Source organism: Leptotrichia massiliensis, assembly GCF_900104625.1.
Classification (GTDB): Bacteria; Fusobacteriota; Fusobacteriia; order Fusobacteriales; family Leptotrichiaceae; genus Leptotrichia; species Leptotrichia massiliensis.
In genome coordinates, this window is record NZ_FNVZ01000003.1 from 15,210 (window position 1) to 31,699 (window position 16,490).

The 16,490-nt window shown below is 31.7% G+C and carries 13 protein-coding genes and 8 tRNA genes; 1 reads left to right on the top strand and 20 read right to left on the bottom strand.

Annotated features, from left to right (window positions below; genetic code table 11):
• Positions 1-656 precede the first annotated feature (656 nt).
• On the bottom strand, positions 657-1,523 hold the full coding sequence (locus tag BQ5344_RS00890; RefSeq protein WP_071123795.1) for an AraC family transcriptional regulator: 867 nt from the start codon (positions 1,521-1,523) through the stop codon (positions 657-659).
• 79 nt (positions 1,524-1,602) lie between these two features.
• Entirely contained in the window at positions 1,603-2,421 is an 819-nt protein-coding gene (locus BQ5344_RS00895) for a Cof-type HAD-IIB family hydrolase (RefSeq protein WP_071123796.1), read from the bottom strand.
• A 323-nt stretch (positions 2,422-2,744) separates the two neighbouring features.
• On the opposite strand from BQ5344_RS00895, the gene BQ5344_RS00900 reads away from it, so the two are divergent.
• Positions 2,745-3,305, top strand: a complete 561-nt coding sequence (locus tag BQ5344_RS00900) for a hypothetical protein (protein ID WP_071123797.1) — start codon at positions 2,745-2,747, stop codon at positions 3,303-3,305.
• Positions 3,306-3,499: 194 nt separating this feature from the next.
• Here BQ5344_RS00900 and BQ5344_RS00905 read toward each other — a convergent pair whose 3' ends face one another.
• The 18 genes from BQ5344_RS00905 to BQ5344_RS00990 all read right to left on the bottom strand — a co-directional run bounded on the left by BQ5344_RS00905 (position 3,500) and on the right by BQ5344_RS00990 (position 16,307).
• Positions 3,500-4,213: an ABC transporter ATP-binding protein gene (locus tag BQ5344_RS00905; protein WP_021769782.1), complete on the bottom strand. Its 714-nt coding sequence runs from the start codon at positions 4,211-4,213 to the stop codon at positions 3,500-3,502.
• A 44-nt stretch (positions 4,214-4,257) separates the two neighbouring features.
• Positions 4,258-5,016, bottom strand: coding sequence for an ABC transporter ATP-binding protein (locus BQ5344_RS00910; protein ID WP_071123798.1), 759 nt, complete (start codon positions 5,014-5,016; stop codon positions 4,258-4,260).
• A gap of 46 nt (positions 5,017-5,062) precedes the next feature.
• Positions 5,063-6,193: a branched-chain amino acid ABC transporter permease gene (locus BQ5344_RS00915; RefSeq protein WP_071123867.1), complete on the bottom strand. Its 1,131-nt coding sequence runs from the start codon at positions 6,191-6,193 to the stop codon at positions 5,063-5,065.
• A 24-nt stretch (positions 6,194-6,217) separates the two neighbouring features.
• Positions 6,218-7,114, bottom strand: coding sequence for a branched-chain amino acid ABC transporter permease (locus BQ5344_RS00920; protein ID WP_071123799.1), 897 nt, complete (start codon positions 7,112-7,114; stop codon positions 6,218-6,220).
• Between the two features lie 251 nt (positions 7,115-7,365).
• Positions 7,366-8,481 (bottom strand): ABC transporter substrate-binding protein, encoded by a 1,116-nt coding sequence (locus tag BQ5344_RS00925; protein WP_071123800.1) that lies wholly within the window; start codon positions 8,479-8,481, stop codon positions 7,366-7,368.
• A gap of 56 nt (positions 8,482-8,537) precedes the next feature.
• Positions 8,538-9,650 (bottom strand): ABC transporter substrate-binding protein, encoded by a 1,113-nt coding sequence (locus tag BQ5344_RS00930; RefSeq protein ID WP_071123801.1) that lies wholly within the window; start codon positions 9,648-9,650, stop codon positions 8,538-8,540.
• Between the two features lie 236 nt (positions 9,651-9,886).
• Positions 9,887-10,483 (bottom strand): outer membrane beta-barrel protein, encoded by a 597-nt coding sequence (locus BQ5344_RS00935; protein WP_071123802.1) that lies wholly within the window; start codon positions 10,481-10,483, stop codon positions 9,887-9,889.
• Positions 10,484-10,725: 242 nt separating this feature from the next.
• Positions 10,726-10,801, bottom strand: a tRNA-Phe gene (locus BQ5344_RS00940).
• A gap of 10 nt (positions 10,802-10,811) precedes the next feature.
• Positions 10,812-10,898: transfer RNA gene (locus BQ5344_RS00945), tRNA-Ser, on the bottom strand.
• 77 nt (positions 10,899-10,975) lie between these two features.
• Positions 10,976-11,050 (bottom strand) — tRNA-Glu (locus BQ5344_RS00950).
• Positions 11,051-11,063: 13 nt separating this feature from the next.
• Positions 11,064-11,140: transfer RNA gene (locus BQ5344_RS00955), tRNA-Ile, on the bottom strand.
• 3 nt (positions 11,141-11,143) lie between these two features.
• Positions 11,144-11,220, bottom strand: a tRNA-Arg gene (locus tag BQ5344_RS00960).
• Between the two features lie 16 nt (positions 11,221-11,236).
• Positions 11,237-11,312 (bottom strand) — tRNA-Lys (locus BQ5344_RS00965).
• A gap of 6 nt (positions 11,313-11,318) precedes the next feature.
• A tRNA-Gly gene (locus BQ5344_RS00970) sits at positions 11,319-11,394 on the bottom strand.
• 13 nt (positions 11,395-11,407) lie between these two features.
• A tRNA-Leu gene (locus BQ5344_RS00975) sits at positions 11,408-11,495 on the bottom strand.
• Positions 11,496-11,825: 330 nt separating this feature from the next.
• Positions 11,826-14,306 carry an AMP-binding protein gene (locus BQ5344_RS00980; protein WP_071123803.1) on the bottom strand — a complete coding sequence of 827 codons (2,481 nt, stop codon included), beginning with the start codon at positions 14,304-14,306 and terminating at the stop codon, positions 11,826-11,828.
• A gap of 267 nt (positions 14,307-14,573) precedes the next feature.
• Complete coding sequence (locus BQ5344_RS00985; protein WP_083378167.1) at positions 14,574-14,870, bottom strand: YciI family protein; 297 nt, start codon at positions 14,868-14,870, stop codon at positions 14,574-14,576.
• 183 nt (positions 14,871-15,053) lie between these two features.
• On the bottom strand, positions 15,054-16,307 hold the full coding sequence (locus tag BQ5344_RS00990; protein WP_071123869.1) for a Glu/Leu/Phe/Val family dehydrogenase: 1,254 nt from the start codon (positions 16,305-16,307) through the stop codon (positions 15,054-15,056).
• Positions 16,308-16,490 lie beyond the last annotated feature (183 nt).

Here is a 16,490-nt window from a genome sequence, read left to right on the forward strand (position 1 = left end):
TATATAATTTAGTACAGAATGTCGTGATTTTTTTGGAATGAAAACGACTAAACACATTTATGTGTTTCTTTCGTCAAAACCTTTATAGCAAATATATTTTATAGAGTTGTTCTAATATTTATTTGCGAAAGTGAGTGTTAGCGAGTTTCGTTTTCGTAGTAATTCAGGTTTATCCAAATAATAAATGTTTTGACTACTTTCCCAAATAAAATTTGGGAATATTTCAAAAAAATGCTTAGACGAGCCAGGGTTAGTGCGTAGCACTTTCGCTATTCTCTTTAATATGCCATTAGTTAAATATGTTAAAATAACTATTATTGCGAAATGAGGGGAAATGGCGACTGATTTCCCTTGCTTTATGAAAAGAAAAAACATAAGATTGTGAAAAAATATTTATTAATAATAAACAGTTTTTCATAATCTAAATAAAAATCCTTTATATGGATACTTAAGAATTAAATTTGATTTTTTTAATAAAACTATCGAATTACTTATTGTAAAATTTTATTTCTATTATTTAAATGAGGTTTAGTATAATAAAGATAAAATGGGAAATAAACTGTGTAGTCAGAATATCTCCCATTTTTTTATAACATTTAAATAGCAGAAATCAGTTAAAATAATTTTTTAAAAGATTTAGAGAAAATATTATAAATTTAATTTTTATCTTTTACTATCGGAACCCAAAGTTCCATTTCATAGTCAGGATTATACATATCTCCTTCACTATAAACTTCAAAATCAGGCATTCCAGCGTGTCTATAACCTTGTTCTGGAAAAAATGTCCCTGTCACATATTTCCATCCTTCGTGAATGCAATTTGGAACAATTCCTTTCAATTTCACCACAGCATATTCAGCTTCAGGGACTTCAAGAATACTCAGTCCTAAATCTTTTGCCTTGTCAATATTTTGAGCATCATATCCAGCCATATAGCTTACTGTATACTTGCTTTCAGAATTTTCTTTTTCATTTTTTTCGATTTCGTAACATGCTCCATAACTTTGTCCATTTCCTAAGCTTTCCAATTTTTTTTCAGATACTTTTTTAAAAAGTTTGTCCCAAACATTAGGAAAATCGCCACCTTCTTCAATTCTTTCTGTCAAGCCTGCAACTTTAAAAGCCGATTTTTTCATAATTTTGATGTCCATGTTTTTTCCTCCTTCAATGCTTAAAGATAATCTTATAGGAGAAAAAATTTGAAATGCACTTCCTTTTCTGACTTCCTTTGGCGTGTGCCCATGGAATTTTTTGAATGCCAAGGAAAATGAATCTTGAGATTCATAGCCGTATTTAAAGGCTATTTCTATTATTTTTTCATCGCTTTCACGTAAATCTATCGCGGCGCAGCTTAACTTTCTAAAGCGAATATACTCGCTTAATGGATAATCCACCATAATTGAGAACATTCTGCTAAACAGCGGATACGAATATCCAGAAAGCAATGCAAACTTTCTCTCGTCAATTCTTTCAGTCATGGTCTCTTCGATATATTTCATCGTTTCATTAAATGCCTTAATCATATATTTTTCCTCCTTACATTAAAAGTATATATGATTTTTCGACTTTTTTCTCGATAATTCCTGTACAAATTTTATAGTTTTAAAATTCAAAAAACTCCTCAATCGTAGTTTTCAATCCATGATCCACATTTGATGTTGAAATAAATTTAGCTATTTCCTTAATTTCAGGAATAGCATTTTCTACAGCCACAGGCATTCCCACGTACTCCAGCAATGGCTTATCGTTCGCACTGTCACCAACTGCAATCATTTCTTCAGGCTTTATATTTTCAATTTCTCCCAATTTTTTCAATGTTTTTCCTTTATCCACATTTTTGTTGGCAATTTCTAGGAAGATTGGTTTTGAGATGGCGATAAAATAATCGTTTCCGTGAACTTTATTCATATGTTCCTGAGCAATCAATACTTCTTCAGGCTTTCCAATAATCATACATTTTGTAGTTTTATCAATTCCTTTTTTCTCCAAGTCTTCAAGTGTATCGAATTTTTGAAATTTCATCTTGCATTGATCGGCTTCATACATTACTCCATCTGTCGCTTCAGTTCCATAAATTGTATCTCCAACGTATAAAATCATCGGAACATTTATTTCCTTTGAAACTTTATAAACGTTTTCAATATCCTTTTTTCCAAGCCCTTCGTGAAAAATAACTTCGTTTGTCTTCATATCAATTAATTCGCCACCATTAAATGCCAGCACATATCCTTCGTATTTATCCATTTGAAGCTCTTTTGCATATTCAAGCATCGCATAACTTGGTCTTCCACTCGCAAGTACAAATTTAACGCCTTTTTCCCTCTGAACTTTAATAATTGCCTCAACATTTTCCTTTGTTATCCCATGCTCCTCATCAAGCAATGTTCCATCCATATCAGTTGCAATTAATTTGTAATTCATAAAATCCTCTCACTTTCTTTATTTATAATAATTTTATTCAAATTTTTTTCCGTAGTTGCTCAGTTCGTCGACAATCTTATCATTGTGTAATTTTCATCATATTTTCCCCAAAATGAAAAACTGGCACTTTATATCGATGTTATACTTGATATTATACAGGAAATAATGTGGAATGTCTATATAAGTAGAAATTTCTTAAAAAACTAAATTAAAACGTAACTTCTTAATATTCTTACATAAGGTATTGATTTTTAAATTTTTTTGAAGTAAAATTATTATATGATAGGTTATCTAAAAATTTAGTAATAAGGAAGGTCTAAATTATGAGAAAATTTATTTTAATGCTATTATTTATTTTAGGAAGTGTTGCTTTTTCAGAAATAACGGAACAGGAAGCTGACAGCTTTTTTTCTCCAAAGACACAAGTCTATATTTCAAATCAGAAGGACTGGTTTTTTGGACAATATCCAGATGATTTTGATGGAGAAAACACTAAATGGGAAAAACATAATTATTTTATCTATGTTCTTCCAGTTGGAAAAAAATATAAAATTGCCTATACTCCTTTTGAAGAAGTTACTTCTTATGATAAAGAAGGGTATCCTACATTAACTTATACAACAACAACAGGATATGTTGTAAAAAGTAGAAAAAACGAGAAAATACCTGCAGCATCTTCATACAATTATAATATTATGTTTATAGGTATGCGTACTGGTACGGAAATAAAAAATGGGAAAAAATACGAAAGAGATAGTTATCAAATTCTTTCAGAAAGTGAATTAAATGCTCTGTTAAAGTCTAAAAATGCAAAAAGACTTGATCCTGCTACAGAAAAAAATACCAAAGCATGGCTAGATTGGCTATTACATAACACTAATTAATATATTAGTTGAATAAAATATCAAGACTCTTGTTAGTAAATTAATATAATTTTATTTCATAAAAGAGTACACTCTACTGGGAGAAATCCCAGTTTTTTCTTTTCTCAAAACTTATCCAAAATAAAAAACCATCCCAAAAAGCTAAAAAACTTTTCAAGACAGTTTTCAAAAACAAATATTCTAATTTTTTATTTTTATCCTCCAAGATAAGCCTTCTTAATTTCAGGATTTGTAAGCAATTCCTTCCCTGTTCCTTCCAGAATGATTTTTCCAGTTTCCAGAACGTAGCCCCTGTCTGCAATTGATAGTGCCATATTGGCATTTTGCTCTACTAACAGCACTGTTACATTTTCTTCTTTATTAATTCTTACAATTATGTTGAAAATTTCCTGCACTAATAATGGTGCTAGTCCCATTGACGGCTCATCTAGCAATAGTAGTGAAGGATTTGACATTAAGGCTCTTGCCATTGCCAACATTTGCTGTTCTCCTCCACTCATTGTTCCTGCCAGCTGTTTTTTACGTTCGGCAAGTCGTGGAAACAGCGAGAACATATGTTCCATATCTTTTTTTATTTGGTCTGTATCATTTCTCGTAAATGCTCCCATTTCCAAGTTTTCCAATACAGTCAATTCTGTAAAGATTCTACGTCCTTCCGGCACGTGTGCCATTCCACGGCTGACAAGCTTGTAAGCATCTATATTGGTCACATTTTCTCCACTTAGGGAAATTTCTCCTGATTTTATTGGTACAAGCCCTGAAATAGCGTGAAGTGTGGAGGTTTTTCCCGCACCATTTGCACCAATTAGAGAAACAATTTCACCTTTTTTTATCTGAAATGAAATGTTTTTTATAGCGTGAATTCCGCCATAATATACATTTAAATCATTTACATTTAAAATATTCACTTTTCCTCCTTTTTGCTAATTTTATTATATTTTCGTCTTAAATTTTATTCTCCCAAATAAGCTGCAATAACTTCTTTATTATTTTGAATTTCATCAGGCAGACCTGAAGCAATAATTCTTCCAAAATTCAGCACATAAAGTCTTTCACAAATTCCCATTACCAAGTCCATATCATGCTCGATTAACAAAATTGCAATTTTAAATTTATTTCTTATAAAGCTGATTGTATTCATCAGTTCTCTTGTCTCATTTGGATTCATTCCCGCTGCAGGCTCATCCAATAGCAATAATTTGGGATTTGTCGCCAAAGCCCTTGCTATCTCGAGTTTTCTTTGCTGCCCATAAGACAAGTTTCCAGCTGTAATATTTGCCATTTCAGCCATATCAAAAATATCCAGCAAATCAAGTGCCTTATCTGTTATTTCCTTTTCTTCCTTCCAAAATCTAGGAAGCCTAAAAATCGCTTCAAAAGTATTGTACTTCATACTGCTGTTAAGTGCCATCTTTACGTTGTCAAGCACTGTTAATTCCTTAAATAGCCTTATATTCTGAAATGTTCTGGCAACTCCTAAAGCAACTATTTGTGGAGTAGTTTTTTTATTTATACTAATCTGATTTATAGAAATATCTCCATCAGTAGGCTTGTAAACGCCTGTCAGCAAGTTAAATATTGTCGTTTTCCCAGCTCCGTTTGGACCAATCAATCCAACCAGTTCCCCTTCTTTAATCTCAATATTTACCTCATCAACAGCTCTTAGCCCACCAAAAGATATTCCCAAATCTGTCGTTTTTAATAATGACATATTTTTATCTCCTATTTTACTTCATTTTTATATTTATCAAAAATATTTAGCTTTCGCTTTTCTCACCCTTATTATTTCTATAATTTCTAATCCTGTTAATTCTTCTCTTTGTTCCTGCAAATGTAAATTCCTTCGTACCAAAAATCCCTTTTGGACGGAAAATCATTAATGAAATTAATATGATTGCATAAACTAAGTATCTAAACTGCGAAACATCTCTTAATCTTTCATTTAGAAGTGTCAAAATCGTTGCAGCGATAATTGCTCCCGTAATACTTCCAAGCCCACCTAGCACTACCATAACAAGAATTTCTATTGAGAATAAAAATCCAAATTTATCTGGCGTCAAAATTCCAATATTATGAGCAAATAACGATCCTCCAACCCCAGCAAAAAATGCTGAAAAAGCAAACCCATAGAGTTTTACACGATTTAATCCGATTCCTATATTTTCTGCCGCAATTTCATCTTCCCTAATTGATAGAATTTCCTTCCCTTTTCTGGAAGTCATTGCCATTGCAATTATAATAATTGAAATAACTACAATGAAATATGTGTTTGAAAAATCTAGAATTGTTGGAATATTATTAAGTCCAGTTGCTCCTCCTAAAAAGTCCAGATTTTGAATAATATATTTTATAATTTCTCCGAAGGCAAGTGTTATAATAGCAAGATAATCCCCTCTTAACCTAAGAGTACTTCCACCAACAAAAAATCCAAATACAGCCGCAACCAATCCACCAAACAATGATACTAGTATTAACTGTAAAAATGGAGGCAAATTATAGTTTACAAGTATTTTTGAAATAAATGCCGCTGAATATCCACCAATTGCGATAAATCCAGCTTGCCCCAAATTAAGCTGTCCCATAAGACCAACTGTTATGTTTAGACTCACTGCAAATAAAACAAAAATTAATATGTTTATATATATTCCTTTTGTATAACTGAAAGCATCATTTGGATCAAAAGTAAAACTTAGGACGATATAAAGTGCAACTATCGAAATAAATGTAACTACATAATTTTTTACATTTAATTTGTTAAAATAATTTAAGTTTTTCCATTTATATTCTTGTACTTCTTTATTTTCTTTGATCTTATTATTCTGTTCGTTTTGATTTTTTTCTGTATTATCTATATTTTTTGTTTTTACATCTTTATTGTTTTTTTCCATATTTCCCATTTTCCTCCCTTCAAATTAGACTTTTTCTTTCATATTCTTACCAAATAGTCCATTTGGCCTAAAAATTAATATTAATATCAGCACACCAAATACAATAGGATTTGCCCAAGTTGTAAGTGATGAACCTTTTACATAAGCTTCAAGAAGTCCTAAGACGTATCCACCAACCATAGCTCCTGGAATACTTCCAATTCCTCCAAATACAGCCGCAATAAACGCCTTCAGTCCTGGCAACATTCCCATATATGGCTCAATTTGCGGATAAACAATCGCATACAATGCTCCACCCAATGCACCAAGCCCTGATCCAATTGCAAATGTTATGGCAATAGTCTTATTTACATTAATTCCCATAAGCTGTGCAGCTCCTGTATCCTGCGAAACTGCTCTTGTCGCTTTTCCCAGTTTTGTATTTTTAATAAACAAGTTCAAAGCGACCATACAAATTAAAGTAACTACAATTACAAATATTGTAAGCATGCTAATTTGCAAAAATCCTAGATTGATTTTATTATTATTTGATAAAAAACCTGGTATATATTTCTGATCAATAACTTTTGGATTTGCTCCAAATATTATAAGTGCCAAACTTTCCAGCAAAAAGCTCATTCCAATCGCTGTAATAAGTGCCGAAATTTTAGGTGCATTTCGAATTGGACGATATGCAAAGAAATCAATTACAACTCCCAAAATAGCACATATAACAATCGACAAAATAATAGCCACAATTAAGGGCATTCCATGTGACACGGCAATTAAAGTAGCATAAGCCCCTACCATAAGTATATCACCATGTGCAAAATTTATAAGTTTAACGATACCATAAACCATTGTATAGCCCAATGCAATCAATGCATAAATACTTCCAGTCTGCAGTCCGTTAATAGTCTGTTCAATAAAACTCTTTAACATATTTAAAAACTCCTCATACTCTTTACTTAAAATACGCTTTATTTTTCATTCATATACTTAAGCAACTTTAAAATTATACTCTTCCCCTGTAATTAAATATAATCTTAAAGCTGCTTACGTATATTTACCCAAATTAATTTTCTTCTTTTTAGATAAAAAAAGTTCCAGACTGTTAGAAGAAAGAAAATTTCTCCTAACAACCGAACTTTATAACAATTATTATTCTCTATATTTTTAGAATTTTTTCTTTCCTAGAATTTTTCCTTCAATGAAAGTTTTCCATCTTTCACTTCAATAAATGTAACTTTTTTCTCAGGATTTCTTTCTGTATCAAATTTTAGCGAACCTGTAACCAAAGTACCATCAAATTTTTTAATTGCTTCTTTTATTGCATCTTTAGAAGACAAGTCAGAAACATTTTTCAACGCTGTTTCTAAAATAGTTCCAGTATCATATCCTAAAGCGGCAAAAATAATTGGATCTATTTTATATTCATTTTTGTATGCTGCAATAAATTTTTGAACATTTTGATCAGGGTCATCTGGTGCAAACTGGCTTGCAAAAACTGCTCCATTTGCAACTTTTCCAAAGTTAGTCTGGATTCCATCCCATCCATCTCCACCCATGAATTGAGCCTTTATTCCAAGTTCTTTTGCCTGTGTCAAGATTAGTCCAATTGTGTTGTAATAATCTGGTACGAAAATTACTTCAGAATTGTATCCTTTTACTTTTGTAAGCAATGCTCTAAAATCCTTGTCATCAGCAGTGTATTGTTCTTCTTTTACTTGAATTCCTTCTTTTTTAGCTTGTTCCTTAAATGCGTTTGCAAGCCCTACAGAATAGTCACTTCCAGTATTAGTTAAAACAGTAATGTTTTTATAACCTTTTGCTTTTGCATATTTTGCAACAACGACACCTTGATAAGGATCTGTAAATGTAGTTCTGTAAACAAAATCTTTTCCTTTTGTGATGTCAAATGCAGTTCCAGTTGCTGTAATCATAGGAATTTTAGCTTGTTGTGCAAGCGGTGCAATTGCAAGAGATGGTCCAGATGTAACTTCTCCTACAAAAATGTCAATTTTATCTTGTGAAACCATTTTTTTGAACGCATTAATCGCTTCCTGCACATCACCTTTACTGTCCGCTTCCACAATTTCAATTTTTTTCCCATTAATTCCACCAGCGGCATTTATTTCTTTTACCTTCAATTTAAATCCGTTTATTGTACTTGTTCCATATTGTGCCACATTTCCAGTTAATGCTCCTATAACACCAACTTTTATAACATTGCTGTCCTTAGACGACTTTGCTCCACAGCTCAGTACGAATAATGCCAACAATGAAACTAAGAATAATATTTTTTTCATTGTCGTTCTCCTTCACTATTATATTTTTTATAAATAATTTATTTTATTTCTTAAATTTAAAATTTTTCTTTTAATGTAAGTTTTCCACCTTTTACTTCAATAAATGTAACTGCTTTTTCAGGGTTTCTATCAGCATCAAACTTTAACTTTCCAGTTATAAGATCAATTCCGCTAACTGCGTTCATAGCTTCTTTTATAGATGATCCTGTCAAATCTTTTGAAGATTTTAATGCAGCTTCTACAATTTCCACTGTGTCGTATCCAAGTGCAGCAAACATTATTGGTTCTTTATTAAATTTAGCTTGATAATCTTTCATAAATTTCTGAACATTTTCAGCTTTATCTTCTGGAGAAAATTGGCTTGCAAAAATTGCTCCTTCCGCAACTGCTCCAAAGTTAGTCTGAATTCCATCCCATCCATCTCCACCAAAATATTGTGCAGTTATTCCCAGATCTTTTGCTTGAGAAATAATTAATCCAATTGTATTGTAATAATCTGGTATAAAGATAGCCTGTGGATTTTGCCCTTTTACTTTTGTCAAAATTGCTTTAAAATCTTTATCATCATTTGTATATTTTTCTTCAGTAATAGTTATTCCATCTTTTGCAGCCTGTTCTTTAAATGCATTTGCAATTCCTATAGAATAATCATTTGAAGAATTTGTTAAAATTGCGATTGATTTTACGCCTTTTGATTTTGCATATTTTGCAGTTGCTGTTCCTTGATAAGGATCTGTAAATGTCGTTCTAAACACGAAATCTTTTCCTTTTGTAACATCAAGGCTTGTAGCAGTTGCCGAAATTAAAGGTACTTTTGCACTTTGAGCAAGTCCTGAAATAGCCTGTGAAGTAGCCGAAACAACTTCTCCAATCACGATATTCACCTTATCTTGTGAAACCATTTTTTTAAATGCATTCACCGATTCTTGAACATCACCTTTACTATCTGCAATAACAAGTTCGATTTTTTTACCATTAATCCCTCCTGCATTATTAATAGCCTCTACTTTCAGTTCAATACCTTCTTTTACTGCAATCCCATATTGTGCATAATTTCCAGTAAGTGGTGCAATAACTCCAATTTTTATAATATTACTATTAGTAGTTTTCTTTCCACAACTAACAATAAGAATGGTGACTAATAACATTGTCAGAAATAATTTTTTCATACTTTCAACACCCTTTCATTATTAAATTTTCAAAGTATAGTAAATATAAAAATAATCTTTTTTATTGATTAAATATAAACTATAACTTTATTATATGTTTAATATTATATCATAAAAGATAAAGAAATGAAATTATTTTTGAAAAAATTCCAAAAAAAAACTACCACAAATGTGGTAGTAAAAAATATTTTAATTAAACATATTTTTTATATTCAATTCACAAATTACTTTTTATATTAGTTTCCTAAATTAAAGTCATAACCTACACCAAGACTAACTCTTTTGTAGTCAGCATTATATTTAGATTTAACACCTAAAGGTCCTTCGTATTCATATTTTCCTTTGTTTTCTTTGAACATAAGTTCTACGTTTACATTGTTGAAGTTAACTCCTCCACCTACACCGTAGTATGCTCCACCTTTAGCTTTATATTTCCCAACATTACCATAGTCATGATCTCCATTATTGAATGAATATCCTAAATCACCTTTAACATAAGGTTTAACTGCTGTTTGTGTATCAAAAGTATATTTTGCAGTTCCATATAGAGGGAATGAATTATAGTTTTTCAAATTTTGTCCAGAAACTTTATCTTTTAAGTCTTTATGGAATTGGAATGCTGTCCCTCCACCTACTTCTAATCCTGGAGTTACTTCGTATCTGTATTCAGCACCAATTTCTCCTGAACTTTTTTTAACTTTTTGGTTTTTATAATTCTTTCCATAATGATATTTTCCACCAAGATCTATTCCACCTTTAGCTTCAATTTTTCCAGCATCTGCAAACGAAGCTGCTCCTAAAACTAAAAATAATCCAATTAATGTCTTTTTCATAATCAATCACCTTTCTTTTTCAAAAATCTCCTTCGATTTTTATTTTTTTACATCTGAAAACATATCCGTCTTCTGATGTTACTTAATTATACCTCATAGTTCTTATAAATAAATTTTTATACATTTATATTTATCTTTGAGCAAAAAATTAATAAATATCCGAAAACTTAGCTGAAAAATAAAAAGTGCAACTTATGATAAACACTGAGTTACACTATATATTTAAATTTTAATTGTTTTAATGGTGCCCAGACGCGGAATCGAACCACGGACACAGGGATTTTCAGTCCCTTGCTCTACCGACTGAGCTATCTGGGCATATTATATATGGCGGGTGAACTGGGATTCGAACCCAGACATCTTGCGATTTCGCCGGTTTTCAAGACCGGTCCCTTAGCCGTTCGGACATCCACCCACAACTTTACTAAAATATTAAATACTATTTTTTAAAAAAAATACCACAATTTTAAATTATGGTTCCAAAAAAATAAATGGTACGGCCTAGGGGGATCGAACCCCTGTTACCGGGATGAAAACCCGAGGTCCTAACCACTAGACGAAGGCCGCACAAGTTTTTCAATGGTGGATCCAGCTGGACTTGAACCAGCGACCGCTCGGTTATGAGCCGAGTGCTCTAACCAGCTGAGCTATGGATCCATATGGCGTGCCTGAAGAGATTCGAACTCCTGGCCCACGGCTTAGAAGGCCGTTGCTCTATCCAACTGAGCTACAGGCACATATGGTTAAATTAAATGGTGAGCCATACTGGGATCGAACCAGTGACACCTTGATTAAAAGTCAAGTGCTCTACCGACTGAGCTAATGGCTCATATTTTGGAGCGGGAGACGAGGGTCGAACTCGCGACATTCAGCTTGGAAGGCTGACGCTCTACCAACTGAGCTACTCCCGCATAATATGATTCGTGGTGCCTCGGGCCGGACTTGAACCGGCACGGGATAAATTCCCACAGGATTTTAAGTCCTGTGCGTCTACCGATTTCGCCACCAAGGCATTTGATATTTATTTGTTATTTCTAACTCACAAGTACTCGATTAGTATATCATAATTAATTTTAGTTGTCAACACTTTTTTTGAATTTTTTTAACATTCTCTTATTTTTCTTATTTTTTCCGCTTACATACTAGTTTTATAAAAAATAAAAAAATAAACTTTTTTTGAATTTTTATTCAAAATTTAGTAATTAATAACTAGTATTGTGTTTTTTTAGGTTGTCTCATAAGTTAAAATATTTTTTTATTAAATTAATGTTTTTAAAAATAAAAAATGTTTCTTTATCTTATGAGACATTCCTGCATATATAAAAAAATAATTTAAATAAATTTAATTCTCAACATATTCTTTTATAATTTTTTCTGCTTTTTGTGTAATTTCATCATAGCTTCCTTCTGGCGAGAATTTTTCCAGCACTGCTACTTCAATTTTTTTCGGTTTTGGGAACTTCATATATCTTGAATATGCTTCAAATGCACCTTTTATTCCAAGACATTGAATATCGACATTCAGTTCCTTTGCAATTATAGCAAATACCTTTTTAAATTGAGCAACTTTTCCATCTTTTGTTCTTGCTCCTTCTGGGAAAATTACAATGCTTTTCCCGCTTTTCAGGTATCCGACTATTTCTTCTACACTTTTTCTAATATTTTTGTTAATATCAATTAAAACGACATTTCCATTTGAAACAAGAAGTTTCATTACACCTTTTTTAAAATACCAGTCAATTGCTAAAAATAATGTATTAAAAACAATTTTATTTGGAAATAGTGATCCTAGAATTAATGGATCTACAAAACTTTGATGATTTGATACAAAAATTTGCGGATTGTCTGTTAATTTTTTCCTGTCAATTTTTTTTACTCTAAAATATAAATCGACAATTGGTTGAAATATTTTTAAAAATTTTGTTACCCAACGGTTTTTATTGTCCTCTATAGGTTTTGTTTCACTTATAATCTGTTTCCAGTCAATATCGTTGTCTTCAAATTTTGTAGCTTTTTGGTTGATGTATTCAGATAATAGTTTTAAATTGGGCATTCCAGCAAACTTTTCTTCATCCAGCTGAATTCCAAAACTGTTTTCTATAAACGCAAAAAATTCCACAATATCAAGTGAATCCATTCCGATTTCAAGTTCCAGATTTTCTTCTGGCTGTGGCTCAATTCCTTTATTTTTCTTGACATATTCCTTTAATATTTTATATGCTTCATCAGTTGGTTCAGGCGTTTTTTCTTTTTTTACAATCTCATTTTTTTCATATAAGTCTGGCAGCATAAATCTACGTGTCTTTCCAACTCTAGTTTTTGGCAATTCTTCTTCAAATAACTTGTAATCAAGCACTTTTTCGTAGTTATGTGCCTTTAGGTTATAATCTTCCACTATATTTTTTATATAAGCCTTTGTATTTGTAATCCCACGTTTTCTAAACTCCAACAAATCTGGAACGATTATTGCAGCTAACTTATTTTTGTAATTAAAAATACCAATTTCCTTGATTAATCCATTACTTTGTGCAACCACTCTATTTTCAAGCGTTTCTGGATCAATATTCTTACCATTTGAAAGAACAATCATTGTATTTTTTCTTCCACGAATTGTAACATAGCCTTCTTCATCAATTGTCGCTAAGTCTCCTGTCTTGAACCATCCGTCTTCAGTAATTACTTCCGCAGTCTTATCAGGCTTATTGTAATAGCCTTTCATAACAATCGGACCTTTTACCCACAGTTCTTCATCCACAATCTTTATTTCAATGTTATTAAGTTTTTTCCCAACTGTTCCGATTTTTCTTTCTTTTTTTGAATTTACAGCGATAACCGGTGCAGTTTCGGTAAGTCCATAACCCTCAAGGGCGTAAAATCCTAATGTTTCATAAAACCTTGAAATTTCAGGATCCATTTTTGCTCCACCGACAACGATAAAGTCAAGATGCCCACCAAATTTTTTATGAACTTTTGCAAAGACTTTTCTTTTTATCTTCAATGATTTGACATTGCTCATCATTTTGTAAATAAACCGTGTAATGAATTTTGCGTCAATTTGCTGCTTTATTCCATCATAAAATAGCTTGAATACTCTTGGCACACCTATTATTGCAGTTACTCTATTTTTTTCAAGAGCGTCAAATATTTCCTTGCTTGCAATTTTTTCTACAAATACAATTGAAGTCTGATATTTTAACATCAAAAGAACGCTCGCCGTCAAAGGCAGAACATGGTGAAACGGCAATATTGCCAAAATCTGATCTCTGTAATCAAATATTCCTTTTTCATAAAGTCCTTCCATTTCAGTATTTAAATTATTGAAAGACAGCATTACACCTTTTGGACTTCCAGTTGTTCCTGAAGTATAAAGCATAGCCGCTGTTTCATCTCCAGCTGGATTTTCGAGTTCAAACTGCATATTTTTTATAGCATTCATTTTTCCCTGTTCAACTGTAATCTTATCCACATTTATTATTTTTACAGTATTTTTTGAACTATATTTTTCAACTGCTTCAAAAATAGTTTTTTCTGTTTCGTTTGAGCAGAAAATTACGTTTGGATGTGAATCTTCCAGCACGTATAAAATTTCGCCTGAATTGCTATTGGCATCAAGGGCGATTCCAGCTGATTTTTTATCCCATACTGCAAAAAAGCTGTAAATCCATTCTGGACGATTTTCCATAACAATCAGTCCAAACTTCTCCTTTCCCAATTCAACTACATACTCAGAAAAATATTTTATATTATCTATCAAATCAATATAATTAATGTGCTTATTGTCAAAATCAACTAACGCCAGCCGCTCTGTTCTCTCTAAAAACATAATTTTGCCTCCTTTTTTTATTGTTATACCCAAAATTTAATTTAGTATATCATAATAAATAAGAAAAGTGAACTATTCATTTTTTTTAATAAATTCAGTTATGCTAAACAACAATTAACACCTGCTATTCCTTAACTTTTAAGCACTTGTACAGTAAAACTGCTTTAAAGCCGAACTAAAATTTTACTCAAACCCTAAATTTATATAATTTTAGCATTTTAATTTTAAATAGGTTTGAGTATATGCAAAGTTTTCAAGATCGGAAGCCTAATTAAAATATTTTTCAAATTCCTTATCCAGTAACGCAGGTGTAAATTCAGTTATCACGGTTTCTATCAAATTATTTTTGTAATACGGATCTTCCTTTAATATTTCCTCAAGCTCTTCCCTAGTTACATTGAACGCAAGAATAAGCCCGCCAGTTGGAGGATTTTGCCGTCCGCCAGCAATAAATTTTCCAGCATCAATATTTTTTTGAATAAACTCAAAATGCTCCTGTCTAAATTTTCCCACTTCCTCTAGTGATTTTGTATAAGTCGTAGATATAATAAATATTTGCTTCATAAGTTTATTTTCCTCCTAAAATTATTTCTTACTCTATTATTTTACAATACATTTTAAAATAATCAACTTTTTTACTGCAAAATTTAAATTATGAAATAAATTTTACAAAAAAAGAACCCATTCTATAATTAAAAATAGAAATAGGTTCTTTATTTAAATATTTAATATCAAAAACTTAAAAAATTAATACCATCCTCTTAATTTCATTGCTTTTGCAATTCTTTCAATACTCTTCATATAAGCAGCATTTCTTAAATCTACCTTGTATTCAGCCGCTAAAGCCCATACATCTTCAAATGCTCCTGATAATAGCACATTTTCCTTTTGTTGAACTTCTTCAAAAGACCAGTAGTAACTTTGCAGGTTTTGTACCCATTCAAAGTATGAAACTACAACTCCACCTGCGTTTGCCAAAATGTCAGGCACAACTAAGATTCCTTTTTTAAATAAGATTTCATCAGCTTCTGGAGTAGTTGGTCCATTTGCTCCTTCTACAACTACTTTTGCTTTAATTCTGTCAGCATTTTCAGAAGTAATTTGATTTTCCAAAGCACATGGCGTTAAAACATCGACTTCTAGTTCCAACAGCTCAGCATTTGTAATATCTTTTCCGTAACCTTTGTTTTCTGAAATACATCCGTTTTCTTTAAAATCTTTGATTACAGCTTCCATATCAATTCCATTTTCATTGTAAATTGCAACATCAACATTTGAGAAAGCTACAATTTTTGCACCATCTTTATGTGCATAGTACGCTGTGTAAAAACCTACATTTCCAAATCCTTGTACAGCGTAAGTTGCTCCCTTGACATCAATGTTTAGTTTTTCTAACGCTTTTTTAGCTGCCAAATTAACTCCGTATCCAGTTGCTTCTGTTCTTGCAAGAGATCCGCCAAATTCTAAAGGTTTTCCTGTGAATACACCTTTTGCTGATTTCCCTTCAATTTCTTCATAAGCGTCAACCATCCAGGACATGATTTGTCCGTTTGTATTAACGTCTGGAGCTGGTATATCTACTTTTTCTCCAATAATTGGTGAAATTGCTTTTGCAAAGCCTTTAGAAATTCTTTCTAACTCAGCTTTAGAATAATCTTTAGGATCAATTGCCATTCCACCTTTTCCACCACCATAAGGGATTCCTGCTACTGAACATTTGAATGTCATCCAAGTTGATAATGCTTTTACTTCATCTCTTGTTACGTTTGGATGGAATCTAAGTCCACCTTTGAAAGGCCCTACCGCATTGTTATGTTGAGATCTGTATCCTGTAAATGTTTTAACTGTTCCGTCATCTAATCTTACTGGGAACGATACTTCCAACACTCTCATTGGATTTTTTAGGATTTCGTACACAGCTGGATCTGCGTTTAACTTATCACAAGCTGATTTTACTTGTTTTTGTGCAATCTCAAATGGATTCAATGTTTCTTTTGCCATCTTTTTTACCTCTCTTTTCTCTAGTCTATTTTGATTTTTAAACTTCATGTTAAAAATCTTCTCTACTTTTACATCATACTACAATTTTATATAAAATTGCAAGTATTTTTTATAGAACTTAAAATTTTCCTTTTACCAAAATATTTTAAATTGCATTGTAATTTAGTTATAACTTTATTTTTT

Bases quoted from the DNA above. Each gene is read 5' to 3' on its own strand.
- BQ5344_RS00920 (WP_071123799.1), bottom strand. From the start codon at position 7,114: ATGTTAAAGAGTTTTATTGAACAGACTATTAACGGACTGCAGACTGGA.
- BQ5344_RS00900 (WP_071123797.1), top strand. From the start codon at position 2,745: ATGAGAAAATTTATTTTAATGCTATTATTTATTTTAGGAAGTGTTGCT.
- BQ5344_RS00980 (WP_071123803.1), bottom strand. From the start codon at position 14,306: ATGTTTTTAGAGAGAACAGAGCGGCTGGCGTTAGTTGATTTTGACAAT.
- BQ5344_RS00895 (WP_071123796.1), bottom strand. From the start codon at position 2,421: ATGAATTACAAATTAATTGCAACTGATATGGATGGAACATTGCTTGAT.
- BQ5344_RS00925 (WP_071123800.1), bottom strand. From the start codon at position 8,481: ATGAAAAAAATATTATTCTTAGTTTCATTGTTGGCATTATTCGTACTG.
- BQ5344_RS00930 (WP_071123801.1), bottom strand. From the start codon at position 9,650: ATGAAAAAATTATTTCTGACAATGTTATTAGTCACCATTCTTATTGTT.
- BQ5344_RS00990 (WP_071123869.1), bottom strand. From the start codon at position 16,307: ATGGCAAAAGAAACATTGAATCCATTTGAGATTGCACAAAAACAAGTA.
- BQ5344_RS00935 (WP_071123802.1), bottom strand. From the start codon at position 10,483: ATGAAAAAGACATTAATTGGATTATTTTTAGTTTTAGGAGCAGCTTCG.
- BQ5344_RS00985 (WP_083378167.1), bottom strand. From the start codon at position 14,870: ATGAAGCAAATATTTATTATATCTACGACTTATACAAAATCACTAGAG.
- BQ5344_RS00915 (WP_071123867.1), bottom strand. From the start codon at position 6,193: ATGGAAAAAAACAATAAAGATGTAAAAACAAAAAATATAGATAATACA.
- BQ5344_RS00890 (WP_071123795.1), bottom strand. From the start codon at position 1,523: ATGATTAAGGCATTTAATGAAACGATGAAATATATCGAAGAGACCATG.
- BQ5344_RS00910 (WP_071123798.1), bottom strand. From the start codon at position 5,016: ATGTCATTATTAAAAACGACAGATTTGGGAATATCTTTTGGTGGGCTA.